Origin of the sequence: Enterococcus canis NBRC 100695 (assembly GCF_001544375.1) — a bacterium.
Classification (GTDB): Bacteria; Bacillota; Bacilli; order Lactobacillales; family Enterococcaceae; genus Enterococcus_H; species Enterococcus_H canis.
The window spans coordinates 339,538-364,139 of sequence record NZ_BCQJ01000001.1 but is presented as its reverse complement, the minus strand read 5'-3'; the positions used below and the strand labels follow the sequence as shown (position 1 = coordinate 364,139).

Below are 24,602 nucleotides of genomic sequence, written 5' to 3'. Positions count from 1 at the left end.
GTGGAATTATTGAATTTAGATTAAATAGGAAAAGGTGTACATAATGGACAAAGCGTTAGAATTGCGAATGGCTGCAGATCAAAATCTATGTATTAATGATCCATTAGCCTATTTAAATGAATCAGAATTAGTGACAAAATACGAAGGACTAACGAATCTAACCAAGCTGGGAGAGATTTTTGCATTAATTGGCATAGCAGAGATTCCATATAGCTACGAATTATCCTTTGTTAAGGAATTAGTTGGTTCGATAAATAAGAATGTAGCAACAAGCGAAGGTTTTTCGTACACAGGAAAAGTAGAAGATGTAGTGCCTTGCTATAATGCAATGCTTTTAGAAGCGTATGTGCGTCTAGGATTAGGAAAATCAAAACAAGCACAAAATGCTATAAATTGGATTAAATCATATCAGGTTTTTGAAAGAAATCGAGAAACCTCGTGGTTATATAAAGGTATATGCAAACACGGAGGATGTATGAAAGCGACCCCGTGCTATATTGGCATAGGAAAAACAGTAAGAGCATTGCTGACTTATCGCGAAGTAGTAAAGGATGAAGACACGACTGTTGATCAACTGATAGAAGCGGGTCTGAAATACATGCTTAAACATCAATTTTTTAAACGTTTAAGTATGGATAAGCCAATCAGTCCCCATATTACGGAAAGTACATTTCCCCAATCCTATGTCTTATCAATAACTGATTTGTTGTATATTGCAAGTAAAGGTAAAATTTTAGGTGAAGCTAATTCTTCAGCATTAATAGAAAAAATCCAACAGAAAAGGACCAAAAATGGAGGTTGGAAAATAGAGTATCTGTACAAATACAATGGATACATACCTTTTGACAACAGAAGGCAGGACTCTCAATGGTTGACCTATTATTATGATTCACTATTGAATTCTGAATAGGGCTATTTTTGGAAAGCTTGTGTCTATCGTCTGAAAAAAACCGGTGCTAAATCAGCGTTGATCTAGCACCGGTTTTTTTCAAGAATGATTTATTTGCTTTTATGCTGATGGAACAGTGATTGTAAAATTAACCAGCAAAAGTTTTTAAAAATTACTTGTGTAGAGTTAAAACAGCTCCATCTAGGGAATGTTACTTCTTATCCAGCCATTTCCTCATGGATTCAGCCACTTTTTCGTCGACGATTTTTTGTGTTTGATCCGCGGTTTCTTCATCAATCATGCCATCCACAAATGCCGCAACGTCCGGCCCCGTGATTTCTAATACACTTTTATGATTATTGGCTCCTTCTTCAAAGAGTTGTTGCAGCTCAATCAAAATATCGATCGTATTTGTCGGAACGACTTTAAACAAATATTTTTGGATTTCATGGTAAACGATTTGATAATCTTCAGGTAAAGCTTTAACACGCGCCATGTGAGCCCGCCAAGCTTGTTTTTCTGCCACTATTTTTTTGATATCCATATTATAGGACTCCTTTCAACTTACGCGTAACCGTTTGGTTTAATTGCTTACGTAGTCGGTCACGATAATCACTGGCATCTTCAGCCGACGCAATGTCTGCTGTAAAGGCATCGATATTTTCACCAATGACTGCCTCAATTGGGAGTTCTTCAGCCGCGCTTTCTTCCAATAAACCTAGAATTCCAGCTAAGATTGGCATCAGATTTCGTCCAGTAAAGTCCGAGTATTTCCAGATTCTGGCTTGAATCGTTTTCCAAGCTGTTTGGTAGTCTTCGGGTAATTGTTCGACCCTTTTATCATACTCTTTTAGCGCAAGTGTCATGTCATTTCCGGTTATTTTGTCATAGAAATTCATCATTTTTCCTCCTTTAAATATTTACAAATAGTTGTTTATAACGTTTTAAAGATAAAAGTGAAAAGACGATAATCAGTAGTAACAACCAACCTACTGTTAGCAAAGTGGTTTGGGATAGCCAATCAAAATGACCGCTAAGCAACGATTTTGCTGTTTCGACAATTGGCGTCATAGGCTGATTTTCGGCAAACAAGCGAATTGGTGTTGCCATTCCCGCGACTGGAATAAAGGCGGGACTAATGAATAGTAGAAAAATCAACAGGTAAGAAAAAGCTCCCGCGCTGGCATAGTCTTTTGCAGTTAAGGAAAAGGGAATAGCAACTAGGGTAATCATGGTTGCAAAGGTGACTAATAGAATTAAAAATAGTAAAAAATTGAGAAGCTTTGTTTGTGGCCGATACCCCAACAGTAAGGAGGTCACAAAAATCGCTAAAACAGAAAGCAGCATAAAGATAACTGAGGCCAAAACGTGTGAACCTAAAATTACCCAACGCTTCATGGGCATTGTCAGTAGTCGCGTCATAAACCCTTTCAATTTGTCAGTGTTAATTCTAAGTGCAGTGTACGCAGAGCCCATGGTCATGGCCATCAGCAAAAATCCTGGCAAAGAATACGCTAAATAGTCAGCACTTGTACTGGCTTGACCATTGACCAGAATATTTCCTCCTAGCACATAGACGAAAAACAGCAGCATAAAAATCGGCGTGATAATTGAGGTAATCAGTGTATCGACACTTGTAAGATTTTGTTTGATGATTCTATTTGTGAGAATAAAAAGTTGTCTCAATGTTTTCATCACTTAGCGTCCTTTCGTGTTGCGTCTAAGAAGATTTCTTCCAGTGAACGTTGAACTGGCAAAATTTCAAGAACTGCGACATCTACTTCTACAAACAATTTCAACACTCGTTGCAAATCATTTTTTTCAACTTCAAATAGCTGCTGGTCCTGTTTAAAGAGAATGGACTGATTTTCTAAAATCATGCGGGCTTTTTCAGCAGAATCAGGAGTCACACTGATTTGATGACTTTCGTGAGCTTGCTGCTTCAACTGAGTTGGTGTACCTTGTAGTGAGATTTTGCCATTTTTTAGGAAGGCGATTGTGTCTGATAAATGATCTGCTTCTTCAAGGTATTGAGTAGTGAGAAAAATAGTTTTGCCTTCTTCCCGTAATTCCTCAATGACACGCCAGATCTCAATTCGATTTTTAGGGTCGACCCCAGTAGTCGGCTCATCGAGAAAAAGTAACGGGGTGTCTGTCAGCAAAGAGGCAGCAATATCTAGCCGACGCTTCATACCGCCAGAATAGGTGCCAACTTTTTGGTGGAGAAATTCACCTAGATTTAGGCGTTCACTCACGCTTTCAATACGTTGGGTATAATTGTCCACTTCAGCCAGTTGAGCCAACAAACGCAGGTTTTGATAACCAGTAAATTCTTCATCTAAAGTGACCGCCTGATTGGTTACACTAATTAGCTGGCGAATCTCATCAGCGTCTGCTGATAGGCGTTTACCAAAAATCCAAGCTTCTCCAGTACTAGGCCGTGCCAAAGTCGTTAATATCTGAATCAAGGTAGATTTTCCGGCGCCGTTTTCACCTAAAAGTGTAAAGATCTGACCTTGCTGAATCGTAAGGTTGATGCCAGCTAATACTTGATGGGTTCCATATACTTTGGTAAGTGCTTCCGTTTTAATTGCTTCCATGTTGTATCCTCATTTCTTATTACAAGTGTTTAATTTTGGCTAATTGTTTCACCAAGAACGCCCACTTTTCCCAAAACTCTGCAAGATATTCTTCACCATTTTCATTTAATCGATAAAACTTTCGTGCAGGCCCAAGCGAAGATTTCCGCTTTTCTATTATGACTAAGTCCTTCTTCTCTAAACGAATCAGTACAGTGTAGATAGTCCCTTCCACGATATCTTGAAAACCAGCTTCAATAATGTCATTGGTGATTTCATAGCCGTAGGTTTCGCCTTTATTTTTGATTATTTGGAGAACAACGCCTTCTAACACGCCTTTAAGTAATTCCGTCATACCTTTCAAAATCATCATCCTTTCACGTAGTTCAAGTACTTTGTAATGATGAGTACTGCTACATAATAATACCGAGTAGATGGATTGTCAACTACTTTGCATTATTAAGTAGTGTGACAGAAGTTCATGAGAAAATCCGAAAACGTTTTCTGATATACTGAGAGGAAAGGAGGCGGTTAGCCGTGGCAAAGAAATGGTATCGCAAGAAAAGGTAATAATTCCGTTAGCATTACTTTTACAGGTGCTAGGTGCTGGCGCGATGTTAGTCTCTTTAATGGGTGTCAAAAGTGATGATGAGTTGAATCCCGATTACTATCGTGGTCCCAATGAGCCTTTATTTCGGTCTAAGGGGAAATAGCCGGTAAACAATTAGGACGGTATTGTACTCACACGATTAATATTGGTGTCAACCAATACTTTTATGGTAATCAAATTGCTTTGTATGATCTTGAAGAAGATAATTATTTATGATAGTAAAACAGAATTGTTATCTACTTTGGTATCTTCCAAACGATATATTTGAATCAAGTATTCTAATTTTTAATGGATTTATCGAATTAGAGAACTTTTTGAAAGAAAGGAACTATCAAAAACATGATAGTGACAATTACCGATTATTTTTAAATAAAGATAAAATACCAGAAAATTATATAAGTGCCAGAGTTAAAAGTGAAGAACTGGTATCAGCAATAGCCACAATTGAAAATGAAGAATTTACAGATAACGTACCCGTGATATTAATAGCTAATGAAAAAATTATTTCCGTGGCAAACAAAGAATTGGGTTGATAGAATCCTAAGAGCGATTAGCGTCACACTATAATAGCAATCATAGTATCTTACAAGTAAGTCTCCCAAACAATAATTTGTGAGATTTTAAAGATAAGCAAACAAAACCTTCAGTTCTCGATGGAGGTTTTGTTTGTACGGAATAATAAAAAAACTTTATACGTATCAACTTTAAAGACAGTGTCCAGAGTAATGAGATGGTAGCTCAAAGGAAGTTCAATAAGTCGATAAAAGCTTTTGTAAAGTATCTTGCATTTTCCTCATAAAAAAAACAGAAAAAGTTAATAGAAATGTTGACATCGTTTTCATTCTTTGTTATATTTTTGGTAACGAAATATGGACTGTTACTGATTCGATCAGGCATAACCTACGTTAGAAAAGTCATTGGCGTGTGCCATGATTCTTTCAGCGTATTTTTTTTGAGAAAGGAGGGGCAATGTGAAGTTTCAAAAAAAGATTAACAACAGTGTGGCATGGGTCGTTAATGATCAACAGCAAAGTGTTATTGCTATCGGAAAAGGGATTGCATTTGGGAAACAAAAGGGTGATGTGATCACTTTAGATGAGATTGAACGAGTTTTCACGCCTGCAGAAGACAGCAATGAAAATTCTGTACTTAAGCGAGCAATGTCTGAAATACCAGCAGAAGTATTAGAACTAACAGAACTAGTAAGTGATCAAGCCGCGCGAGGATTAGGGATTCCTATGTTCGATAATAGTCATTTTCTAGCGTTAGCGGACCACTTAAATTACGCTTTGAAACGCAGCTCTGAAGGATCATTTGATTATCCTGAAAATTTGCGCTGGGAAGTGCGAGAGTTATATCCAAAGGAACATGATGCTGCCATTGATGCACTTTATCTGATTGAGAAAAAGACAGGTGTTCGCTTGCCAAAAAGTGAGCAGACATTTCTAACCTATCATTTTGTAAATGCTCAGTATGATACGGGTGTCAATCTGCAATCCACGAAATTAACGGAGATGATTAGTCGTTCCTTAGAAGTCATCCAATACCATTATCAAATGATACTGGATCAAAACTCTGTGAACTACATTCGTTTTGTGACACACTTACGTTATTTTATTTTGAGACAGAACAATCAAGATAACAAACAAGTCGGAAATGTAGATCCACAGCTAGTAGAAATTGTTCGCAAAAATTATCGCAAAGCTTATCAAGCGGCTGAAAAAGTTGCTATGATTGTCAGCCAAAAGACAGAGAGCGAAATATCTGGCGATGAAGTTTTTTATCTGACGCTCCACATTGACAGAGTGACACAAAGACAATAGAAAAGAACTTATTGGACTGTTACTGATTCGATCAGGCATAACCAAACAGAACACAAATTTTTATTTGTGCTGTTTGGTTATTTTTTTACACCAAAAATAAAGGAGAGAAAATAATGAGTAAAAAATATGAAGAGTTAGCCTCAAAAGTAATTGAATTAACGGGTGAAAAACAAAATATTACAGCGGCTTGGCACTGTGTAACGCGATTACGCTTTAACGTGCAAGACGCAAATAAAGTGAAAATTGATGACATTAAAAGAATCAAGGGTGTTATGGGCGCACAATTCTCTGGTGATCAGTTTCAAGTCATTATTGGCAGCGACGTGTCCAATGCATTTGATGAAGTAGAAGCGCAGTTAGGAACGTTGCCGACATCTTCTAGCAATACTGGCGGTAAGAAAAATATTATCAATACTTTTACTGATACGATTTCTAGCATTTTTACGCCTGCAATGCCAGCTTTGATTGGCGGCGGTTTATTGAAAGGTTTCTTAGCCCTAATGACGGCAATGAATTGGCTAGCGATTGACAGTAGTGCATATGCCATTTTGAACATTATTGGTGACTGTGCATTTTACTTTATGCCGTTCATTATCGCAGTATCTTCAGCGCGCCGCTTTAAAACCAATGAATATTTGGCTTTATCTGTTGCAGGTGCATTGCTTTATCCGACAATGGTGAACGGATTCAACATGCAGGCGGCGGGAGAAACTGTTCAAGCGCTAAACTTGTTTGGCGTTATTCCGATTCCTTACATGAATTACAGCTCTTCCGTTATTCCCATTATTTTAGCAACTTATGTTTTAAGCTTTGTTTACAAATTTGTTAAAGCTAAAATGCCAGCAACAATGACTACTATGTTCACACCAATGGTATCCCTATTAATTGTCATTCCAATTACATTAAGTGTTTTGGGACCTTTGGGGACTTATGTAGGTGGCTTTTTAAGTATAGGTATTGCTTGGTTATTCCAGCATGCTGGCTTCGTAGCCGGTGCTGTGATTGGTGGAGTCTATCCACTATTAGTAATGACAGGTATGCACTGGGCTTTGTCACCAATCATGATCAATGCATTTGCCCAACAAGGATTCGATAACACTATGATGCCAGCTATGCTAGCAGCCACATTCGCAATGGCAGGTGCAACTTTTGGTGTCTTCCTTAAAACTAAAAATAGTGAAATGAAACAGTTGTCTCTTTCTTCTGGAATTTCAGCGGTGATTGGGATTACAGAGCCAGCTATGTACGGCGTAACACTGAAACTAAAACGTCCTTTCTATGCAGCGATGATTGCTGGAGGAATTGCTGGTGCTATTTTCAACCTCTTTAACGTGAAAAGCTTTGGCATGTCTATGCCTGGGTTAGTTGCTTTGGCGGGCTATGCCGATCCGCAAAATGGGCAAAATATGATTGTGACACTATTAGGCTCTCTAGCTGCATTTTTAGTGGCTGGTGGTTTGACTTGGATCCTTGGATTCAAAGAAGAGGAAGAAAAAACAATCGAAAAACAAACGGGTAAACAGTTCCATTTGACAGCTCCAACAGCAGGACGTTTAGTACCAATTGAAACAATTTCTGATAGTATTTTTGCTGAACAAGTAATGGGACATACAGTAGCCGTAGAACCAAAAACCAATAAAATTGTTTCGCCTTTGAACGGTGAAGTAGTGATGATTGCGGATACGTTGCATGCCATTGGCTTGAAGGGCGATGATGGCGTGGAAGTATTGGTCCATTTAGGCATTGATACAGTGGAATTAAAAGGGGAAGGTTTTACGCCTAAAGTCAAAGTGGGCGACAAAGTAAAAATTGGCGACGCTTTGGTAGATATGGATATCAAAGCAATCCGTAAAGCCGGCTATGAAACAGTAGTCCTTATGATTGTTACAAATACACAAGATTACTTGAAAGTATTGCCAATTAATGAAAAAGAAGAGGTTGATGCGAAAACACAAGTTTCTGTTGCAATCAACTAATCCATAAAGGACAATTGACCCGCTGACAAATTATTGGCGGGTCTTTCTAATGAAAGGTGGATATAGAATATGAAAACAAGGTTTCCAGAAAATTTTTTATGGGGTGGTGCGACTGCGGCCAATCAGTGCGAAGGTGCGACACAAGCAGACGGCAAGGGGTGGACGACGGCAGATACCTCTTTATTCGTAGAAGATCCTAGCCAACGCATGGCACAGCTATTAGCACCAATGACGACCGAAAAAGTTCAACAAGCATTGAAAGATACGAAGGGTTATTATCCCAAACGATTTGGAATTGATTTCTATCATCGTTATCCTGAAGACATTGCTTTATTAGCGGAAATGGGTTTGAAGACGTTTCGTTTCTCCATCTCATGGGCACGAATTTTTCCAAATGGTGATGACGCAACCCCTAATGAGGCCGGTCTGCTATTTTATGAAAAACTAATCGATGAATTGTTGAAATACAAGATTGAGCCATTGGTAACAATCAGCCATTATGAATTTCCGTTAGCATTATCACTGAAGCAAAACGGTTGGGCTAGTCGGGATACCATTGGAGCTTTTGCACGGTATAGTGAAACGCTATTTCAACGTTTTAAAGGTAAGGTTAAATACTGGATCACCTTCAATGAAATGAATGTGATTGGCATGACAGGCTATCTTTCAGGAGGCTTATTGGCAGACAAATTAGTGCATAAGGAAAATCCTTTAGCAGATTACTATCAAGCTGGACATCATCAACTCGTTGCGAGTGCATTGGCAACAAAACGATTACATGAAATCGATCCTGATGCGCAGATAGGTTGTATGGTTGTCCGCATGGAAAATTATCCGCATACGATGGACCCAGCTGATGTATTAGCTAGTGTGAAGTCGGATCAGGAAAATCTGTTCTTTATGGATGTTCTTGCACGCGGAACCTATCCACGCTATATGGACCGCTTTTTTGAAGAAAGAGATATCCATCTTGAGATTTCTGATGAAGATACGCAGACCCTTAAAGAAAACCCATGCGATTTCGTTTCCTTCAGCTACTACATGAGTGGTGTCGCAACCGCGTCTCAAGAAGAGGCGGAGACGGCCGGAAATATCTTAGGTTCTTTAAGTAATCCTTACCTAGAAAAAAGTGAGTGGGGTTGGCAGATTGATCCTGTCGGTTTACGTACGACCTTGAATAAATTATATGATCGTTATCAAAAACCAATCTTTATTGTAGAAAATGGTTTGGGTGCAAAAGATGAAGTAGTGGCTGGGCAAGTACATGACAGCTATCGGATTGATTACTTGCGAGCGCATATCCAGCAAATTTCCGAGGCAATCCATGATGGCGTTGAGATTATAGGCTATACTCCGTGGGGATGCATTGATTTAGTAAGCGCCAGTGGGAATGAAATGTCTAAGCGTTATGGATTTATATATGTTGATCGTGATGATCAAGGCCAAGGTACAATGGAGCGCTTAAAGAAAAACTCCTTTTATTGGTATCAGCAAGTGATTAAAAGTAACGGGGAAGAACTAGAATAAGAATGATACAGCTTTTTTCGATTCGTCAGCGAGCGATGCGCAGATGAACGAAAAGAGCTGTTTTTGTAATCGTCATAAATTCGTAAGATTTCTGTAGGAAATATTTGAAAACTGGAGACGAAACTTTTTCTATACTATTCTTAGCAAAGGAGCTGAGAAAATTGAAAAAAGTTTTTACACTGATGAAGATTGGTTTATTGGGTGCCGTTTTGTTTGGCGGCTATCATTTTATAACGACGGGTTCATTGCCGAATCCATTGGCGGTTGTTGCGCAAGGAAATGCACAAACGGCATCGTCATCTGGCAAGTTGATTTCTCGCGACTTCGCGGAAACAGCTAATAAGGTATTACCGCAAGCTGGTCCACCGTTACTTTTACAGACGGACGAACGCTGGGGTGACATTAGCTATGGGACGGAGTCCGAAAATAACGATTTGGCGCACAATGGCTGTGCGATTGCCTCGCTGGCGATGATTGCTTCATATTGGCAAGGTCAAACAGTGACACCGCCAGAGATTTTGGACTGGGCGCAAAATAATTATTATGTGACAGGTCAAGGAACTTCTTGGCAAATTTTTTCTGACTTTGCCCCACAATATGGTTTACAGGTCCAAAGTCTAGCTTCTATTGAACAGGCAGAGGAATGGATGCAAACGGGTCATCCAGTAATTGTTTCAGTTAATCCAGGAACCTTTACTAAAACGGGGCACATTATGGTGTTGGCGATGAATGAGGGCAAACTAACCGTTTACGATCCGAATGATGACTCCCACAAGCAACATTACCAAACAGATTTTTCAGAAGATATCTTCCGCAACGAAGCGGTCAGCTATTGGGTCTTCTATAAGTAATGACAAGCTGCGTGGGCAGCTTTATACTGAAATAAAAGGGAGGTCAAGTGGATGGCGCAAACAATTTTGATTGTGGATGATGAAAAAGATATCGCCGACTTATTAGCGGCGTTTTTGAAAAATGAAGGTTTTACGATTTTAACAGCATATAATGGGGAAGATGCTTTACGACTAGTGACAGACGAAGCGGTTGACTTGGCGGTACTGGATATTATGCTGCCGGATATTGATGGTTTCTCTTTGCTGCAAAAAATTCGGATACGCCACTTTTTCCCTGTTTTGATGTTGACGGCAAAAGGTGAAGCGACGGATAAAATAACGGGATTGTCATTAGGCGCGGACGATTATATCACCAAACCTTTCAATCCTTTGGAGGTAGTTGCGAGAGTCAAAACGCAACTGCGTCGATACCAGACGTATAATCAGCCGCCTTCTTTGACAGAATATGATGTTCAGGGGCTACAAGTCTCGAAACAAAAGCACAAGGTTTATCTATATGGGGAAGAAATCAAGCTGACACCCTTAGAATTCGATATTTTGTGGTATCTTTGCGAACGGGCTGGTACGGTGGTTTCTTCAGAAGAATTATTTGAAGGTGTCTGGCAGGAAAAATATCTAGATAACAACAATACTGTCATGGCACATATTGCCAGGTTACGAGAAAAATTGCATGAGCCGCCACGCAAGCCTAAATTCGTCAAAACGGTTTGGGGAGTGGGGTATACCATTGAAAAATAGAAGCCGCTTAACACAGAAATTATTACGACAGTATTTTCTTTCGGCCTTTCTGTTGTTTGCGCTTATGGTTGGCCTCCCAATCTTAGCGCGCGTCATGCTGAGTTTAAGGGTCTGGTATGCTGAAGACCCGTTATTTCAATTTTTTCAGTTTATTGAAATCCATTTAGGCTTCTTTTATGTGGTAGGAGGCCTCTTGATTTGGCTGTTTTTGACGTACTTTTTCATCGCTCGCACCACTAACTATTTGGATGAAATGCTTAAGGGAACGAAAAAATTGTTGCAGGAACCAAGTGAACATATCGAACTGTCTGAAAATCTGGCACAGTTTGAAGAAGAATTAAATCAAATTCGAAAAGAAAGTCTATTTCATCAACGAGCAGCTAGTGAGGCGGAGCAGCGGAAGAATGATTTGATTGTCTATTTGGCTCATGACTTGCGGACCCCTTTGACGAGTATTATTGGGTATTTGACGTTATTACAGGAAGCGCCAGACCTAACGCCTGAACAACGAGCGCATTATCTAGGAATTGCCGTAGACAAAGCCTATCGTTTGGAAAGTTTGATCAATGAATTTTTTGAAATTACCAAGTTTAATTTATCTGGAATCGATTTGGAAAAGCAGCCCACCAATCTTAGTGTGATGGTGGCGCAAATTGCTAGCGAATTTGAACCTTTATTACAGGAAAAGGGTTTGGCTTGGGAGCAGCAGATTACGCCAGATATTTGGCTTGAAATCGATACTGAAAAGTTTGAACGAGTGTTGGATAACTTTATTCGTAATGGCATCGCCTATGCGGCGGCTGACACGGTTTTACGGTTGAGCGTTTACCGTGACACGGATACCGCGGTGCTGACTTTCCAAAATAAAGGAACTCGGATTTCGCCAGAAAAATTAAATCATATTTTTGATCCGTTTTTCCGTGGTGACGCAGCCCGTAGTTCAGATACAGGTGGAGCAGGGCTAGGTCTGTCTATTTCTAAAGAAATTATTGAAGGACATGGCGGCACTCTCGCTGCTCATTACGAAGGGGAATGGTTTACTTTGATTGCACACCTACCTTTATCCGAGGAGGGGAACCAATGAAAAATTCTCAAATCCAACGTTTAGCTAAAATACTATTTTGTGCTTATTTGGTCGCCTTGGTTTGGATTTTGTTGTTCAAATTCTCATTATCAATCAGTGCTATTTTAGACAGTATGAATCCAATACGGCGTAGCATCAACCTAGTGCCTTTTCAAGAGTCTTCCATTATTAATGGTACAATCGATATCAAAGAGATCTTGTTCAACGCGTTAATCTTTCTACCTTTTGGTGGCTTGATGGGGATAGTGGTCAAGACCAGTTTTTGGAAACAATTAGCTTGGATTTTTATGTTTAGCTTGATTATTGAGAGTCTGCAATTTATTTTGGCAATCGGTGCAACGGACATCACAGACTTATTGATGAATACTGTAGGTGGTTTGCTAGGGCTTCTGATTTATTATGGCTTAGCACGTTTAATACCGGTCGAAAAATTAGATCGAAATTTGACGATTGTTGGTGGTTTCCTTTTCACGGGAGTATTACTACTGATTATTGGCTTACTTGTCAATCAAACTGTTACGTATCGGATTGGGTAGGCAAAAGAAAGAGAAAATGTTTTTAGCATTTTCTCTTTACTTTTTGCAATATAGTTAGTAAACTAACTATATTCGAAGGAGGTCATTCTAATGAATACCGGCTATTTGTTAATGAATGTTTCAAAGAAGCTGAGATATCGCTTGAATCAGCAATTAGTACAGCTTGATTTGACAGCACAGCAATGGGCGGTTATCCAACAGCTACATCAGATGGCGCATCAGGCGGTATCTGCACAAATTTTGACAGAGCGCTTAGATATGGATAAACCGACTATTTCGGCGATTATTAAGCGATTAGAGTTAAAAGACATTCTTTATAGAAAGAAAAACACTGTGGATAGTCGTGTGTATGATCTATTTTTGACCGCTAAAGGCCAAACTATTTTTGAGTCAGCGAGAGAGTTGAGCGATGTAACACTCACTGAATTTTTAGCTCGCTTGTCTGAAACGCAGCAACAAGAATTAAATCAACTATTACAGAAACTGGAAGAGGAATAACGATGGAACGAATTTTAGTAATCGGCGGAACTGGCAATATTGGGTTCCCTCTAATTGAAAGATTGATATCAAAAAATATTGAAGTTGTCGCAGGCGTTCTACATCCAGAAAAAGCTAAGGCTAAGTTTTCTGAGTTACCACAGGTCAAAACAGTTCAGTTTGATTTTTTAAATCCAGAAACTTTCAACGGAGCTTTGGATCAAGTGGACCGTGTGTTTTTTGTCCGCCCGCCACAATTGGCAGATCCCGAGCGCGATATGTTTCCTTTTTTACAAGCAATCAAAGCACAAAATGTGAAGCAAGTCGTCTTTGTGTCGTTGATTGGGGTCGAGAAAAATCCAATGACGCCACATCACAAAATCGAAAAAGAAATCAAGCGTTTAGAATTGCCCTATACGTTTATCCGCCCAAGCTTTTTCATGCAGAATCTCAATACAACCCATTTGGAAGATATCCAAAAGCAGCATGTTCTTTTTGTACCAGCTGGCCGGGCCAAAACCAGCTTTATTGACACCCGCGATATCGGTGCGGTGGCCGCAGCTTGTATGACAACAGACAAGTATCTAGGAACAGAACTGGAAATAACCGGTGGTGAGGCCTTAACCTACGCAGAGGCCGCTACGATCATGAGCCAAATCCTAGATGAAAAAATTACCTATTCTAAACCTAGTTTATTAAAATTTCGCCGTACCATGATCAAGCGAGGTACCCCTAAGGAGTTTGTAAATGTGATGGTCATGTTGTATCTGATTACACAGCTGGGCAATGCGAAAAAAGTAACTTCAACATTAACAGAAGTCTTAGGTCGGCCCGCCACTACTTTTGAGCAGTACGTACAAGATTACCGAGAAGTATTTTTAAGCTAAATATCTGCTTTGTTGCTAGTGGACATTCCTGCTAGCAACTTTTTTTATGTGAAGAGGTAGAATTAAAAAACAACCATAATAACAAATAATTTAATGAAAATCTTTATAATATCTATATAAAATAATAGACCAATTATAAAAGGATTACATAAAAATGTCCACTTCAACGGACATTTTTATGTAAAACGCTTTCTAGATTGGGTGATATAGTAAGTGTGTAGAGAGGAGAGAGGCAAATGAGTGTCATTGAAAAAAGAAAACAAGCCATCATTTTTTCACTTTCTAATCAACGAGATTATGTCACAGCCAATGAGCTGTCACGTATCTTAGATATTTCTACAAAAACAGTTTATCGATTAATCAAACAAATCAATGAAGAAGCACGGAATGGTATGAGCATCACTTCAGAAAAAGGTCGTGGCTTCAAGTTGACCTATGACAGTCAACAAGAACAACCAGTAATCAAAAGCCTGGTCATGACTCCCATCGAACGACGTAATAAAATTATGGAGGACTTGCTACTCACCTCGCCAAGAGCTAAAAATGTCACTGAAGTTTATGAGTCATTTTATATTAGCGAGACAGTAGCAGCTGCTGACGAAAAAATTATTGCTACGATTTTGGCAAAATATCAAATTCGTTTGATTAGACAAAATCGCACATTACGAGTCGAAGGAACAGAGTCAAATATTCGCAAAGCAGTTAAGGATTTGATCCAATCAACTCAGATAATTGATTTAGATCAATTTGATATGCAAGGCGAGCGTTTCAACCGGTATGATGCAGAATTTATAATGGAACAAATTCGGTTTATTGAGGATCGGCTGTCTATAATCTTACCCCATCCTTATAATATCAACATTTTTTCACATCTGTATATTCTTGTCAGCCGATTTCGTAAAGCCGGGATTCGTTCCTTTGACTACGGAACTGACTTGACGGAAACCGAAACTGCTGAAATGTATCGTGAGCCTTTGTTGCAAGATGCAGCAACGCAAGTCATTAAAAAACTGGAAAACTATCTTCATACTGACTTGCCCAAGCATGAGATTTATTTCTTGTATCAGTATTTAATCTCATCAAGAATGCAAAGCGCCCATGAGCCAGAGCAATTTTCTCAGCAGGTTCAAGAAGTGACCACAAGATATATTCGCAGAGTGGGAGAAAAATTAGAGACTGTGTTGAGCGACCGCGGATTGTTTGTCAATTTGGCTAAACATATTAAACCCTTGATCAACCGTTTAGAGCATAACATCCAAATCAAAAATCACTTGTTGGAACAAATTAAGCTAGAATATACCAAGATTTTTCTTAGCGTAGAAGAAGTGTCCGAGGAAGTATCAGAAGTGTTTGATTTGCCACCTGTCAGTGAAGATGAAAATGGTTTTTTAACTCTTTATTTTGCGCAGATGGTAGAGGAACACCCTAGTAAGGTTAAGACCTTGGTGATGTGTACGACAGGTATCGGCACATCAGAACTTTTAAAGGTGAAAATCAGTAAAAAGTTTCCAGAGATTGAAATCGTAGCAGTCATTTCTAGCCGCGACGTCAAGCGCGCATTAATGGATCACCCAGAAGTGGATTTAATCGTTTCAACGGTGGCAGTGCCTCAAGAAACAACTGTCGCGTCAATTTTAATTAGCGCTATGTTAACACTTGATGATCAAGAACGCCTACAAGAAAAGCTGGAGGAACTGCCTTATGCCAACTAATTTGTATGAATCGTGGCAAGGTGTAGCCAGTACTTCTAAAGAGCAGTTATTTGAACTGGTTGTTGAGCTGTTGAACAAAAAGGGGATTGTAACAGATGAACAGATGTTACTAAGAGAATTGTACCTAAGGGAGACAGCTGGCAGTACTCTTATTGAAACAGGCTTCGCCGTTCCACATATTGAGAGTAACTTTTTGACACAACCATTGCTTTTAAGGATCCGGTTGGTCAATGATATCTCTTGGGAACAGGGGCAAATGGTACAAACTGTGCTATTTCTTTTTATACGAAAATCAGAAACAAAGACAAATCTTTTAAAAATTAAACGCCTGATGCAAGCATTAGCGAACGAAGACTTCGTAGATCGAATCATGAGAGCAGACGGGTTAACTGTCGACCAGGAAATCAAGCAACTATTGAAAGGATGATAAAAATGGAAGTTACAACAATCATTGATCCCAAAATCGTTAAAACAAATATGAACGCCACTAATAAAGAGGACGTATTGCAACAATTAGCAACCTTATTATTGGAAGCGGATTATATTACGGAAACGAAAGGTTTTATCCAAGATATCTATGCACGCGAAGCGGAAGGAATGACAGGTATCGGAAACTATATTGCGATACCACATGGTAAAAGTGCCTATGTAAAAGAAGTCGGAGTGGCTATCGGGGTTCTAAATGAGGAGATTTCTTGGGAAACATTAGATGGCAACGGTGTTAAAGGAATCATTTTATTCGCTGTTGGAAATGACACTGCTGGTGCGCAACAACATTTGAAATTATTATCGTTGTTTGCTCGCAAGCTGGGGAATGATGAAGTAACAGCTAATTTACTACAGGCTAAAGATGCTGATCAAGTGATTGAGGCATTTGGTTTATAAAACTATCAAACTTATCAGGAGGAATTATTTATGAAAATCGTTGCAGTTTGTGCTTGTACAGTCGGGATTGCCCACACGTATATCGCGCAAGAAAAATTGGAGAATGCCGCTAAGAAGATGGGGTATGACATTCATGTGGAAACCCAAGGAACAATTGGACGTGAAAATGAGTTGACTGCAGAAGCAATCAGCGAAGCCGACGTTGTAATTTTGGCAGTGGATGTAAAAGTTGGTGGAAGAGAACGATTTGAGGGTAAACGTGTTATCCAAGTGCCGACTGAGGTTGCCATTAAGTCACCAACAAAATTATTGGAAAAAGCAAAAGAAGTTATTAGCGTAACTGCATAACTGAAGGGGTAGGAGGAACGAAAGAATGGAAAAGATCAAAGCATTGAATTTAAAGGGGCATTTATTAACCGCAATTTCTTATTTAATTCCAATTGTCTGTGGCGCTGGTTTTTTGATCGCTATCGGGATGGCAATGGGCGGAAGTGCACAAGGAACATTGGTACAAGGTGAGTTTTCTATCTGGGATGAGCTAGCAACGATGGGTGGTGCTGGACTTGGACTTTTACCAGTAGTAATTTCGACGGGAATTGCATACTCTATTGCTGAAAAACCAGGTGTGGCACCAGGTTTTATTATCGGTTTGACTGCTAATGCAATCGGAGCAGGTTTTATTGGTGGAATTTTAGGCGGTTACGTTGCAGGTTTTCTAGCAGTTGCTATTTTGAAACATGTAAAAGTTCCGAATTGGGCAAAGGGTTTGATGCCAACCTTAATCATTCCTTTCTTAACCTCAATCATTGGCGGCTTTGCGATGATTTATATCATTGGTTCACCGATTGCAGCTTTAACAGGATTACTGACAGGTGCGCTTAACAGCTTAGGTTCTTCTTCGTTATTAGTGTTCGGTGGCGTCGTTGGTTTACTAAGCGGAATCGATTATGGTGGTCCTATCAACAAAACAGTTTTCGCTTTTGTGTTAACAATGCAGGCAGAAGGAATCAATGGACCAATTACAGCCTTGCAGTTAGTCAATACTGCGACACCAATTGGTTTTGGTTTGGCCTATTTCATTGGGAAATTGTTCAAAAAGAATATCTACACACCGGTTGAAGTGGAAACATTGAAGTCAGCAGTTCCGATGGGTGTGATCAATATTGTCGAAGGCGTCATCCCAATTGTTATGAATGATATTATGCGTGGCTTGATTGCGACAGCAGTTGGGGGAGCAGCCGGTGGTGCGGTATCTATGCTGTTAGGTGCAGACGCGACAGTTCCATTTGGTGGTGTTTTAATGTTACCGACAATGTCACGGCCATGGGCTGGTGTGGCAGCATTAGTGGTGAATATCTTGGTGACAGGTGTAACGTTAGCCTTGATCAAGAAAAATGTGACACAGGAAGATATTGATGTCCAAGCACAAATCGAAGAAGACGATATCAGCTTAGATGATATTCAAATTTTCTAATAAGAACAGAGGAGCATGAGTATGCCAAAAAAAGTAGAATTTTCCCCATCACTAATGACGATGGATTTAGATAAATTCAAGGAACAGATTTTGTTTTTAAATGAACACGCGGACTCCTACCATGTGGATATTATGGATGGCCATTATGTGCCGAACATTAGCTTATCGCCTTGGTTCATCCAAGAAATCCGTAAAATCAGTACATTGCCCATCTCAGCTCACTTGATGGTAACAGAACCAGCCTTTTGGGTCCAACAGCTGATTGATATTAATTGTGAATGGATTTGTATGCACGCTGAGGTATTAGATGGTTTAGCGTTTCGCTTGATTGATCAGATTCATGATGCGGGCTTAAAAGCAGGTATTGTTTTAAATCCTGAAACGCCTGTTCAAATGATCTTGCCTTATATCGACTTGCTGGATAAAGTCACTATTATGACAGTTGACCCTGGTTTTGCTGGGCAGCGCTTCATTGAAGGCGCCTTAGATAAAATTGTTGAGCTAAGAGAATTACGTGAGCAGCATGGTTATCAATATGTTATTGAAATGGATGGCTCATCCAATCGCCGTTCCTTCAAACGCATCGATGAAGCAGGTCCCGATATTTATATCGTCGGTCGTAGTGGCTTATTCGGCTTAGACGATTCAATCGAAACATCGTGGGAAATCATGATGACGGATTATCAAGAAATGACCGGAAAAGTGCTGGTATAAAGCCAACTCCTAAATTAAACGATTACCGACTAGACTTCTAGTCGGTTTTTTTGTTGTGTAGAAAAAAATTGCCAAGTACTTAATGATGGGCAAACTTTCTGTTTATTTTTTTACAATATTTGCAAAATTTAAAAGAGAAAAAAATGTGATTTTCCCCTAATATAAGGATATTCCAAAAAGAGGAGGAAAAGATATGCCGAAAAATCGAATTGAAGCTTTTACGGATGCTATTATCGCCATCGTGATGACGATTTTAGTGTTGGAACTACATACGCCAGAAAATGACAGTTTTCTAGCTTTTAGTGGCATTGAGCATGAGCTTGTAATCTACTTAGTCAGCTTCGTCATGTTGGCAATTTACTGGAATAACCACCACCACCTGTTTCAGTTAGTCCGCAAAGTGGATGGCGGGACTTTATGGGCCAACAATTGCCTTATTTTTGCGTTGACCTCATTTCCATTCGCCACTGCTTGGGTCAGTGAATTTCCAATGTCCTTGGCGCCACAAGTGCTCTATGGGATTTTAATATTAGTCGCTGATGTCAGCTATTACGCCTTAGTCCGTTCTTTAGTACGGGTCAATGGGGCTAACTCAAAGGTTCACCAATTAGCCGCCTCTTATCCTAAACTGATTGTGACGATCAGTTTAAATATTATCGCAATTCTTATTGGCTATTTGGTTGCACCGGTCTGGATCTTGATTATCAATGGCTGTGGGCTGTTATTGTGGTTTATTCCAGAAAAATTAGCAGAACGATTACATATTGAAAATGAAAGGTAGTGTTAGTTATGGAAGAATGGTTACAAGCTGGGTACCGCAAGTATAGCGGAGAAAAAATGGATGTTTATTACCATCAAGGAATGTGTCAGCATGCGGCTAAATGTGTAAAAGGAAACCCAGCCGTGTTTGAAGTGGGACGTCGACCTTGGATTATGCCAGACAATGGTGAGGTTGGGCAACTAACCGACGTGATTGATACTTGCCCCAGTGGAGCACTGAAATATCGCGTGAAATAGTAACGTAAAAAGAAAATTTGTTAAGGGAATGAGCAGGTTGTATAAGCGTAAAGAAGAAAAAACGAGAATCAAAGCATTACTAAAAAAGCATTACAATAGTTTAGCCGGACTAACAGTCTTTTGGGGTCTGTTTGCTTTATTGCAAATATTTTCTCATTATAAGTTGGTAGGCTTAACGAAAGAATCAGAATCGTCCATGATTTCCGCGGTTGCCATGATTGGCATGCTGTTATTATTACCCTTTTTAGCAGATAGCTTATACAAGTCTTTGCAGATTTGTCGTGAGGGAGGCATTGATAGTACTTGGCGGCCAGTCTGGGTCAAGGGACTACCAGAATACTGCGCACTTTTAGGGCTGACTTTAGCTCACGTGATTTTTACTTTTTTGTGGTCCTGTTTGTTGATTATTCCGGGAATCATCAAAAGCTATGGCTATTCGCAAGCCTTTTATATTTTTATGGAGGGACGTGCGCAAGGGACCAAGGTAACCTTTCGCCAAGCTCTCAAGCAGAGTAATCAACTAATGAAAGGTCATAAATGGACGTATTTTAAAATCCAATTTTCTTTTGTTGGTTATACTTTTCTATTAAGCAGTTTCGCCAGTCTTCCGATTTTTATCAGCAGTTTCTTTACAGAAGCGGCTAGTGGGTTTAGGTTATTAATTTGCTTAATTTTCGGTATTCTTTTTATTATCGGCTTTAGTATTTTAGCTTTATATCAAGCTTTTGTTTTTGCCAGATTTTATCAGTATTTGACGGAACAGATGGAAGTTAAGAGAGATGAATAAGCTAAGGAAGGGTATCAGAATACTCTTTTGCAAAGGAGATTTTCTGTTTTATCTTTTAGTGATTGTGGGGCTCGTTTTTCTAACGCAAAGAGTGCTCAATTTGAGTGCGATTGAGGGTAGTTCAATGGCCCCGACGTTGGTGACGCAAGAACGAGTGGTCGGGCTGCGGCAACAAAAGGTTAAACGTTTTGACATTGTTATTTTTGATGCACCTGACGAAAAAGGCAAGCAGTATGTCAAACGTGTGATTGGCTTACCAGGAGAAACCGTTCATTATCAAGAGGGTCAGCTGATGATAGATGGCCAAAAAGTTGTAGAACCCTATCTTGCCTCAACTTCTATGGAAGAAGCGGGTGCGTCCATCGATCATTACCAAGTGCCAGAGGACGCCTACTTTGTAATGGGAGACAACCGCGAAGTCTCTAAAGATAGTCGTATGTTCGGCGCGATTTCAAGGGAAAGTATTATTGGTCAGGTGTCGTACATCTATTGGCCTCCTAATAAAATTAGCGCAGTAAAATCCTATGAAATGAAGGCAAGTCATGACGAATCACTTGTAATTCAATAGACAAGTAAAAAGATCATCCACCAGTTTAACTTGGCGGATGATCTTTTTCATTTGTCGAGATAATAAGTATTAATCAAAATATTTTGATTGTGGTTGCCAAAGCCCTTGCCAAAGAGGGTGAGTCCGCCTTTATGTTTCGCATGCTCCTCGACTTCAAAACGTAGTTTGATAAATGGTTGCTCAGAAAGATTTAAGTCGTCTATCGTGACCTCAGAGTAGGCTTCCCCGTCAATGCCGGTGTCGATTTTATTGATACGAACATGCTTCAAAAGACCATATTGGCTAAAATGTGAATCCCACCACTCTGGCGTGTAACGTCCACGGATATCAGAAAAGTTTCCCGGTACTGTATAAACAGCTACGCGCACATCATTGACAAAAATCGAAATATCACTTGGCCAGATATTATTTGAGAGGGGAAATTCTGAAGCAATCTCAAAGCTGATTTCTAATAATTCAGGTGACTCATTTTCGGTTAAGAGATTTGGCACCTTATATTCGACAAAACCAGTTGAGAACCATAATAAAGCTGCATCGACTCGTTGTGCATCCATGAAATACTTCGGATCATCGGATTTGCCAACGACTTCTTTGACTGTTGCAAGTCCGCAAGTAGGAGCAACTTTAAAATCTGTGAAATGTCCTAGTTTTAAATCGGTCGAATGTAACTGAAATTCTTGATAAATTCTTTCAGGAAAAGAAATATGGATATCATCGACCTTTAGATACACCATTTTTTTGTTGCGATTTTTCCCTATTCCGCGTTCAGATGCTAGTAAGCCGGCATCTTCCATCTGTTGAACGTGACGAGTTGTAATGGCACTGCTCATATGTAAGTGGTTCGCAATTTCACCAATGCTCTTTTTTTCACTACCGATAAAGTGAATGATCTTTAATCTTGTTTCACTTGCCAATGCTTCAAAGACAGGCAATGACAGTTTCCCTAAGTCTAATTCCATCTAAAAACACCTCCATATAATTAACTAATAAGTTAAACGATTTCTTCACAAGTAATTATACTACATTTCATCATTAACTTACTAGTTGTTTTTGATAAAAAGCCACAATATAGCGTTGACAGCGTTTGCAACAATTGGTATTTTAAATGTGCACCAAGAATAAAACATTAAATTTACTAAATAGTTAATTGAGAAGAGAGAGTTATTAAAAGTAAAATTAACTATTATGTAAAACGGAGGATGACTATGAAACTAAGAAAAATTGCTGGAATTGCTTTGGCGGTAGGAATGTGTGCAACGATGTTGGCTGGTTGTGGCGGAGGTTCAGGTTCTTCGAACGCTGATAGCAAAGAGATCACTTTTTGGAATCCATTTGTTGGTGCTGATGGCTCCAATATGAAAAAAATGATTGATGAGTACAACAAAACAAATCCTGAATTCAAAATTAAAAATGTTTCTTTAAAAGAAGGGGATATGTACACGAAAATTCCAACTGTTGTTAACTCAGGAAAGAATATTCCAGATTTGAATATTGTTCACGCTGAACGAATCAAACAATACAAAGACAATGACATGTTGGAAACTTATGATGATCTTCTTGCTGACTATCCAGATATTAAAGCTGAAAACTATGTAGGCGAAGCTTGGAATCTTGGGGAGCTTGATGGTTCACGATACAGCTTGCCATTAGATATTCATAACTGGGGAACCTATTACAATAAAGAATTGCTAGAGAAATATGCGCCAACTGCATTGGATGACAATATTTTAACATTTGATGAAGTTAAAGAAGCAGCTGCCAAAGCGAAGAATGATGATGTTCGCGGCATTGCGGTAACTTGGGTAAAACCAAACTTCTTGTCACTTATGAAACAAGAGGGCGGTGCTTTGACGGAAGATGGTACAGCGCCAACGTTGGATACAGAAGCGTCCAAAAATGCTATTAGCTTGTGGGCTGATCTGTATAAAGATGGTTTGACGACGAAAGATGGTGAGGATCCTACGCAGCTATTCTTGGCAGGTAAGCTACTGTTCTTCCCAGAAGGTATCTGGCTGCAAAATAATATCAAAGAAGCAAAATTTGACTGGGGCTTGACCAATTCTCCGCAATTGTCGGACGACTTGTCTAAAACGGTTAACTGGGCTTCTTCACACCAATTCGTCATGTTTAAAAATGAAGCTCGTTCTGAAGAAAAAACAAAAGGCATTATGGAATTTATCAATTGGTTGCGGACAAACTCACTAGAATGGGCAAAAGCAGGACAAAATCCAGCTACACTCGATATTTTGAACAATGAAGAATATAAAGAAATGCCACAATCTATCTTCCTATCTACACCAGAGCAACAAGAAACATTGAGCATTTTTGACTACAAATATAATGGGTATGTTTCTGAGTATTTGGATGCTCATGGCTTTGATACAATTTTCGGCAAACAAAAAGTAGATGACTTCTTAACGAATATGCAAAAAGAAGTAACCGATAAAATTTCAAAAGATAGCTCTAACAAATAATCAAGTGATTAGAAAGAGTCAATAGTAGGTTATTGACTCTTTCTATACATAAAGGACGAAAGGACTGTATCATATGATGGCTTCAATTGAAAAAGGGCAGGAACAAGCTAAAACAACGAAAAATAGAAAAATGCTACCTTGGCTGTTTCTTGCACCGCACTTGATTATTTTCACCATTTTTTTCCTTGTTCCAGTTGTTTTTGGTATTTATATTTCTTTTACAGATTGGGACCTTTTCGGTTCACCGACTTTTATTGGTTTAGACAATTACAAAGAGCTTTTCTTTAATGCTGATTCTACGTTTTATGAACAATTACGAATTGGTTTGAAAAACACTTTCTTGTTTGTTCTTTTCTCTGTCCCAGCTTGTATCGTTGTTCCTTTGCTACTGGCAGCTGCATTAAATACTAAGCCAAAATTAGGCAAACTTTTTCAATCAATTTTCTACATGCCTTCACTTTTCGCCATTTCAGCAGTAGTCATTATTTGGACACTGATTTTTAATGTCAATTATGGTCCAATTAATGTTCTTTTGAACTCGGACACGCCTTGGACCTCTGTTCAGCCTTATGCTTGGATTACCTTAATCGTCGTCACTGTTTGGTGGACGATTGGCGGGAATATGATTATTTATCAAGCCGCACTAAACGGAATCTCAAAAGACTTTTATGAAGCGGCGGATATTGACGGAGCGACTTCGATTCAGAAATTTTTCAAAATTACCCTACCTGCAATCAAAGGGCAAATTCTATACACCGTGGTTATGACGACAATTGCACAGTTCAATATCTACGGACAGCCATTGATGTTAACTGGCGGCGGACCAAACAACTCAACCAGAGTCCTTTTGATGTATATCCAGCAAAACGCCTTTGGATCCGGACAGTCAATTGCCGGCATGGCCTCCGCAATGGCAGTCATACTGGGCTTATGTATCATGGTCGTATCCGCTATACAATTCAAATTGTTAAGAAATAAAGACTAAGGAGTGTCA

At 39.3% G+C, this 24,602-nt stretch carries 30 protein-coding genes; 24 read left to right on the top strand and 6 right to left on the bottom strand.

The features are described 5' to 3' along the window. Positions 1–67 precede the first annotated feature (67 nt). Entirely contained in the window at positions 68–910 is an 843-nt protein-coding gene (locus ECA01S_RS01825) for a hypothetical protein (protein ID WP_245631185.1), read from the top strand. A 190-nt stretch (positions 911–1,100) separates the two neighbouring features. On the opposite strand, the gene ECA01S_RS01820 is transcribed toward ECA01S_RS01825, so the two are convergent. The 5 genes from ECA01S_RS01820 to ECA01S_RS01800 are packed head-to-tail and all read right to left on the bottom strand — an operon-like array spanning position 1,101 to position 3,832. Next, positions 1,101–1,433, bottom strand: coding sequence for a DUF1048 domain-containing protein (locus tag ECA01S_RS01820; protein ID WP_067390194.1), 333 nt, complete (start codon positions 1,431–1,433; stop codon positions 1,101–1,103). 1 nt (position 1,434) lies between these two features. Next, positions 1,435–1,788, bottom strand: coding sequence for a DUF1048 domain-containing protein (locus tag ECA01S_RS01815; RefSeq protein ID WP_067390190.1), 354 nt, complete (start codon positions 1,786–1,788; stop codon positions 1,435–1,437). A gap of 13 nt (positions 1,789–1,801) precedes the next feature. Further along, positions 1,802–2,584 (bottom strand): ABC transporter permease, encoded by a 783-nt coding sequence (locus tag ECA01S_RS01810; RefSeq protein WP_067390187.1) that lies wholly within the window; start codon positions 2,582–2,584, stop codon positions 1,802–1,804. After that, complete coding sequence (locus ECA01S_RS01805; RefSeq protein WP_067390183.1) at positions 2,584–3,489, bottom strand: ABC transporter ATP-binding protein; 906 nt, start codon at positions 3,487–3,489, stop codon at positions 2,584–2,586. Before ECA01S_RS01805 ends, ECA01S_RS01810 begins: the two co-directional genes overlap by 1 nt. A gap of 19 nt (positions 3,490–3,508) precedes the next feature. After that, positions 3,509–3,832 (bottom strand): PadR family transcriptional regulator, encoded by a 324-nt coding sequence (locus ECA01S_RS01800; protein WP_067391085.1) that lies wholly within the window; start codon positions 3,830–3,832, stop codon positions 3,509–3,511. A 184-nt stretch (positions 3,833–4,016) separates the two neighbouring features. Here ECA01S_RS01800 and ECA01S_RS14285 point away from each other — a divergent pair, with 184 nt between their 5' ends. The 21 genes from ECA01S_RS14285 to lepB all read left to right on the top strand — a co-directional run bounded on the left by ECA01S_RS14285 (position 4,017) and on the right by lepB (position 21,134). Then, positions 4,017–4,181 carry a hypothetical protein gene (locus ECA01S_RS14285; protein ID WP_169792741.1) on the top strand — a complete coding sequence of 55 codons (165 nt, stop codon included), beginning with the start codon at positions 4,017–4,019 and terminating at the stop codon, positions 4,179–4,181. Between the two features lie 109 nt (positions 4,182–4,290). Continuing rightward, entirely contained in the window at positions 4,291–4,611 is a 321-nt protein-coding gene (locus tag ECA01S_RS01795) for a hypothetical protein (RefSeq protein ID WP_245631184.1), read from the top strand. A gap of 438 nt (positions 4,612–5,049) precedes the next feature. Next, positions 5,050–5,901, top strand: coding sequence for a PRD domain-containing protein (locus ECA01S_RS01790; RefSeq protein ID WP_067390180.1), 852 nt, complete (start codon positions 5,050–5,052; stop codon positions 5,899–5,901). A gap of 113 nt (positions 5,902–6,014) precedes the next feature. Beyond that, positions 6,015–7,877 carry a beta-glucoside-specific PTS transporter subunit IIABC gene (locus ECA01S_RS01785; RefSeq protein ID WP_067390177.1) on the top strand — a complete coding sequence of 621 codons (1,863 nt, stop codon included), beginning with the start codon at positions 6,015–6,017 and terminating at the stop codon, positions 7,875–7,877. 69 nt (positions 7,878–7,946) lie between these two features. Continuing rightward, positions 7,947–9,404 carry a glycoside hydrolase family 1 protein gene (locus tag ECA01S_RS01780; RefSeq protein WP_067390175.1) on the top strand — a complete coding sequence of 486 codons (1,458 nt, stop codon included), beginning with the start codon at positions 7,947–7,949 and terminating at the stop codon, positions 9,402–9,404. 182 nt (positions 9,405–9,586) lie between these two features. After that, entirely contained in the window at positions 9,587–10,255 is a 669-nt protein-coding gene (locus tag ECA01S_RS01775) for a C39 family peptidase (protein WP_217994733.1), read from the top strand. Positions 10,256–10,306: 51 nt separating this feature from the next. Beyond that, positions 10,307–10,993, top strand: coding sequence for a VanR-ABDEGLN family response regulator transcription factor (gene vanR / locus ECA01S_RS01770; protein WP_067390169.1), 687 nt, complete (start codon positions 10,307–10,309; stop codon positions 10,991–10,993). Next, on the top strand, positions 10,983–12,077 hold the full coding sequence (locus ECA01S_RS01765) for a sensor histidine kinase (protein ID WP_067390166.1): 1,095 nt from the start codon (positions 10,983–10,985) through the stop codon (positions 12,075–12,077). Before vanR ends, ECA01S_RS01765 begins: the two co-directional genes overlap by 11 nt. Next, complete coding sequence (locus ECA01S_RS01760; RefSeq protein ID WP_067390163.1) at positions 12,074–12,613, top strand: VanZ family protein; 540 nt, start codon at positions 12,074–12,076, stop codon at positions 12,611–12,613. The genes ECA01S_RS01765 and ECA01S_RS01760 overlap by 4 nt, the downstream gene beginning before the upstream one ends. A 90-nt stretch (positions 12,614–12,703) precedes the next feature. Then, on the top strand, positions 12,704–13,111 hold the full coding sequence (locus ECA01S_RS01755) for a MarR family winged helix-turn-helix transcriptional regulator (RefSeq protein WP_067390160.1): 408 nt from the start codon (positions 12,704–12,706) through the stop codon (positions 13,109–13,111). A gap of 2 nt (positions 13,112–13,113) precedes the next feature. Next, positions 13,114–13,977: an SDR family oxidoreductase gene (locus ECA01S_RS01750; protein ID WP_067390157.1), complete on the top strand. Its 864-nt coding sequence runs from the start codon at positions 13,114–13,116 to the stop codon at positions 13,975–13,977. A 236-nt stretch (positions 13,978–14,213) separates the two neighbouring features. Then, the gene (locus ECA01S_RS01745) at positions 14,214–15,689 is read left to right on the top strand and encodes a BglG family transcription antiterminator (protein ID WP_067390154.1); all 1,476 of its coding nucleotides are present in this window, start codon (positions 14,214–14,216) and stop codon (positions 15,687–15,689) included. Further along, positions 15,679–16,116 carry a PTS sugar transporter subunit IIA gene (locus ECA01S_RS01740; RefSeq protein WP_067390151.1) on the top strand — a complete coding sequence of 146 codons (438 nt, stop codon included), beginning with the start codon at positions 15,679–15,681 and terminating at the stop codon, positions 16,114–16,116. The genes ECA01S_RS01745 and ECA01S_RS01740 overlap by 11 nt, the downstream gene beginning before the upstream one ends. A 5-nt stretch (positions 16,117–16,121) precedes the next feature. Then, entirely contained in the window at positions 16,122–16,574 is a 453-nt protein-coding gene (locus tag ECA01S_RS14110; RefSeq protein ID WP_067390148.1) for a PTS sugar transporter subunit IIA, read from the top strand. Positions 16,575–16,604: 30 nt separating this feature from the next. Beyond that, positions 16,605–16,922: a PTS fructose transporter subunit IIB gene (locus ECA01S_RS14105; RefSeq protein ID WP_067390145.1), complete on the top strand. Its 318-nt coding sequence runs from the start codon at positions 16,605–16,607 to the stop codon at positions 16,920–16,922. A 25-nt stretch (positions 16,923–16,947) separates the two neighbouring features. Next, positions 16,948–18,048 carry a PTS fructose transporter subunit IIC gene (locus ECA01S_RS01725; protein ID WP_067390142.1) on the top strand — a complete coding sequence of 367 codons (1,101 nt, stop codon included), beginning with the start codon at positions 16,948–16,950 and terminating at the stop codon, positions 18,046–18,048. 21 nt (positions 18,049–18,069) lie between these two features. Beyond that, positions 18,070–18,762: a D-allulose 6-phosphate 3-epimerase gene (gene alsE / locus ECA01S_RS01720; protein ID WP_067390139.1), complete on the top strand. Its 693-nt coding sequence runs from the start codon at positions 18,070–18,072 to the stop codon at positions 18,760–18,762. A 193-nt stretch (positions 18,763–18,955) separates the two neighbouring features. Further along, positions 18,956–19,543, top strand: a complete 588-nt coding sequence (locus ECA01S_RS01715; protein WP_067390136.1) for a TMEM175 family protein — start codon at positions 18,956–18,958, stop codon at positions 19,541–19,543. An 8-nt stretch (positions 19,544–19,551) separates the two neighbouring features. Beyond that, positions 19,552–19,779: a (4Fe-4S)-binding protein gene (locus ECA01S_RS01710; RefSeq protein ID WP_067390134.1), complete on the top strand. Its 228-nt coding sequence runs from the start codon at positions 19,552–19,554 to the stop codon at positions 19,777–19,779. 28 nt (positions 19,780–19,807) lie between these two features. Further along, positions 19,808–20,566, top strand: a complete 759-nt coding sequence (locus ECA01S_RS01705; RefSeq protein WP_082703217.1) for a DUF975 family protein — start codon at positions 19,808–19,810, stop codon at positions 20,564–20,566. Next, the gene (gene lepB, locus ECA01S_RS01700; protein WP_071858924.1) at positions 20,559–21,134 is read left to right on the top strand and encodes a signal peptidase I; all 576 of its coding nucleotides are present in this window, start codon (positions 20,559–20,561) and stop codon (positions 21,132–21,134) included. The genes ECA01S_RS01705 and lepB overlap by 8 nt, the downstream gene beginning before the upstream one ends. Positions 21,135–21,181: 47 nt before the next feature. Here the strand turns inward: lepB and ECA01S_RS01695 are convergent, their stop codons facing one another. After that, positions 21,182–22,093, bottom strand: coding sequence for an ArsR/SmtB family transcription factor (locus tag ECA01S_RS01695; protein WP_067390125.1), 912 nt, complete (start codon positions 22,091–22,093; stop codon positions 21,182–21,184). A 246-nt stretch (positions 22,094–22,339) separates the two neighbouring features. On the opposite strand from ECA01S_RS01695, the gene ECA01S_RS01690 reads away from it, so the two are divergent. Beyond that, complete coding sequence (locus tag ECA01S_RS01690) at positions 22,340–23,608, top strand: extracellular solute-binding protein (protein WP_071858923.1); 1,269 nt, start codon at positions 22,340–22,342, stop codon at positions 23,606–23,608. A gap of 76 nt (positions 23,609–23,684) precedes the next feature. Then, on the top strand, positions 23,685–24,593 hold the full coding sequence (locus tag ECA01S_RS01685) for a carbohydrate ABC transporter permease (protein ID WP_082703237.1): 909 nt from the start codon (positions 23,685–23,687) through the stop codon (positions 24,591–24,593). Positions 24,594–24,602 lie beyond the last annotated feature (9 nt).

Coding starts and splice junctions, on each gene's coding strand:
- ECA01S_RS01825 (WP_245631185.1), top strand. CDS start 68: ATGGCTGCAGATCAAAATCTATGTATTAATGATCCATTAGCCTATTTA.
- ECA01S_RS01820 (WP_067390194.1), bottom strand. CDS start 1,433: ATGGATATCAAAAAAATAGTGGCAGAAAAACAAGCTTGGCGGGCTCAC.
- ECA01S_RS01815 (WP_067390190.1), bottom strand. CDS start 1,788: ATGAATTTCTATGACAAAATAACCGGAAATGACATGACACTTGCGCTA.
- ECA01S_RS01810 (WP_067390187.1), bottom strand. CDS start 2,584: ATGAAAACATTGAGACAACTTTTTATTCTCACAAATAGAATCATCAAA.
- ECA01S_RS01805 (WP_067390183.1), bottom strand. CDS start 3,489: ATGGAAGCAATTAAAACGGAAGCACTTACCAAAGTATATGGAACCCAT.
- ECA01S_RS14285 (WP_169792741.1), top strand. CDS start 4,017: ATGGTATCGCAAGAAAAGGTAATAATTCCGTTAGCATTACTTTTACAG.
- ECA01S_RS01795 (WP_245631184.1), top strand. CDS start 4,291: ATGATAGTAAAACAGAATTGTTATCTACTTTGGTATCTTCCAAACGAT.
- ECA01S_RS01785 (WP_067390177.1), top strand. CDS start 6,015: ATGAGTAAAAAATATGAAGAGTTAGCCTCAAAAGTAATTGAATTAACG.
- ECA01S_RS01780 (WP_067390175.1), top strand. CDS start 7,947: ATGAAAACAAGGTTTCCAGAAAATTTTTTATGGGGTGGTGCGACTGCG.
- ECA01S_RS01775 (WP_217994733.1), top strand. CDS start 9,587: ATGAAGATTGGTTTATTGGGTGCCGTTTTGTTTGGCGGCTATCATTTT.
- vanR (WP_067390169.1), top strand. CDS start 10,307: ATGGCGCAAACAATTTTGATTGTGGATGATGAAAAAGATATCGCCGAC.
- ECA01S_RS01760 (WP_067390163.1), top strand. CDS start 12,074: ATGAAAAATTCTCAAATCCAACGTTTAGCTAAAATACTATTTTGTGCT.
- ECA01S_RS01755 (WP_067390160.1), top strand. CDS start 12,704: ATGAATACCGGCTATTTGTTAATGAATGTTTCAAAGAAGCTGAGATAT.
- ECA01S_RS01750 (WP_067390157.1), top strand. CDS start 13,114: ATGGAACGAATTTTAGTAATCGGCGGAACTGGCAATATTGGGTTCCCT.
- ECA01S_RS01745 (WP_067390154.1), top strand. CDS start 14,214: ATGAGTGTCATTGAAAAAAGAAAACAAGCCATCATTTTTTCACTTTCT.
- ECA01S_RS01740 (WP_067390151.1), top strand. CDS start 15,679: ATGCCAACTAATTTGTATGAATCGTGGCAAGGTGTAGCCAGTACTTCT.
- ECA01S_RS14110 (WP_067390148.1), top strand. CDS start 16,122: ATGGAAGTTACAACAATCATTGATCCCAAAATCGTTAAAACAAATATG.
- ECA01S_RS14105 (WP_067390145.1), top strand. CDS start 16,605: ATGAAAATCGTTGCAGTTTGTGCTTGTACAGTCGGGATTGCCCACACG.
- ECA01S_RS01725 (WP_067390142.1), top strand. CDS start 16,948: ATGGAAAAGATCAAAGCATTGAATTTAAAGGGGCATTTATTAACCGCA.
- alsE (WP_067390139.1), top strand. CDS start 18,070: ATGCCAAAAAAAGTAGAATTTTCCCCATCACTAATGACGATGGATTTA.
- ECA01S_RS01715 (WP_067390136.1), top strand. CDS start 18,956: ATGCCGAAAAATCGAATTGAAGCTTTTACGGATGCTATTATCGCCATC.
- ECA01S_RS01710 (WP_067390134.1), top strand. CDS start 19,552: ATGGAAGAATGGTTACAAGCTGGGTACCGCAAGTATAGCGGAGAAAAA.
- ECA01S_RS01705 (WP_082703217.1), top strand. CDS start 19,808: ATGAGCAGGTTGTATAAGCGTAAAGAAGAAAAAACGAGAATCAAAGCA.
- lepB (WP_071858924.1), top strand. CDS start 20,559: ATGAATAAGCTAAGGAAGGGTATCAGAATACTCTTTTGCAAAGGAGAT.
- ECA01S_RS01695 (WP_067390125.1), bottom strand. CDS start 22,093: ATGGAATTAGACTTAGGGAAACTGTCATTGCCTGTCTTTGAAGCATTG.
- ECA01S_RS01690 (WP_071858923.1), top strand. CDS start 22,340: ATGAAACTAAGAAAAATTGCTGGAATTGCTTTGGCGGTAGGAATGTGT.
- ECA01S_RS01685 (WP_082703237.1), top strand. CDS start 23,685: ATGGCTTCAATTGAAAAAGGGCAGGAACAAGCTAAAACAACGAAAAAT.